This is a genomic window from Prolinoborus fasciculus (genome assembly GCF_056724605.1).
The window spans coordinates 1-764 of record NZ_JBWZQN010000153.1 but is presented as its reverse complement, the minus strand read 5'-3'; the positions used below and the strand labels follow the sequence as shown (position 1 = coordinate 764).

The window sequence follows — 764 nt, the reverse complement described above, 5'->3', positions numbered from 1 at the left end:
TTTTAATTCGATTTAGGTTTCCAGCAGTGTGGCAGTAACTCTTCAATCTGGGTCACTTTATGTGTCGGCAGCCTTTTCAGCACATCACTTAAATAGGCATACGGATCCAAGCCATTCAGCTTTGCTGACTGGATTAAAGTCATGATGTTTGCCGCTCGCTGACCACTGCGCAGCGAACCTGCAAACAGACAGTTCTTGCGTCCCAACGCCCAGGGACGCATCTGATTCTCTACCCAATTGTTGCATATCGGTAGATTGCCATCATCCAGATAGCGGCTTAAGGCTGGCCAACGCTTCAGAGTGTAATTGATAGCCTTGGCGGTGGGAGAACTCGATGGCACTGTCAGATGATGTTGGTTGAGCCATTCATATAGTTGTTGCATCACTGGTTGACTATGCTGTTGTCGGTATTCGCGGCGGTCTTCCGCTGTACCATCGGTCTTTTTCCTGAGTTCTGCTTCTATCGCATACAGTTTCTGAATCAGCACTAAGGCCTGTTCAGCAACCTGACTTTTCCCAGTTACATGCAGTTCATGGAATTTACGACGTGCATGGGCCATGCACCCCACCTCAATGACCTGGCCTGATTTAAAGCGTGCTTTATAACCACTGTAATCATCACAGACTAGATTGCCCTGCCAGCCTTTCAAGAACTCTGCAGCATGCTGGCCTGAACGACTATCCTGAAAGTCATAGATCACCGCCTGAACTGGATTGTACTGTGTAGTGGCATAGGCCCAGACATAACCTTTCTTCGGTTTTTT

1 pseudogene is annotated in these 764 nt (G+C 47.9%); it reads right to left on the bottom strand.

From position 1 onward, the window contains the following. Positions 1-2: 2 nt before the first annotated feature. Positions 3-764: pseudogene (locus AC1P5O_RS16675) on the bottom strand (IS66-like element ISAba25 family transposase); the annotation flags it as partial.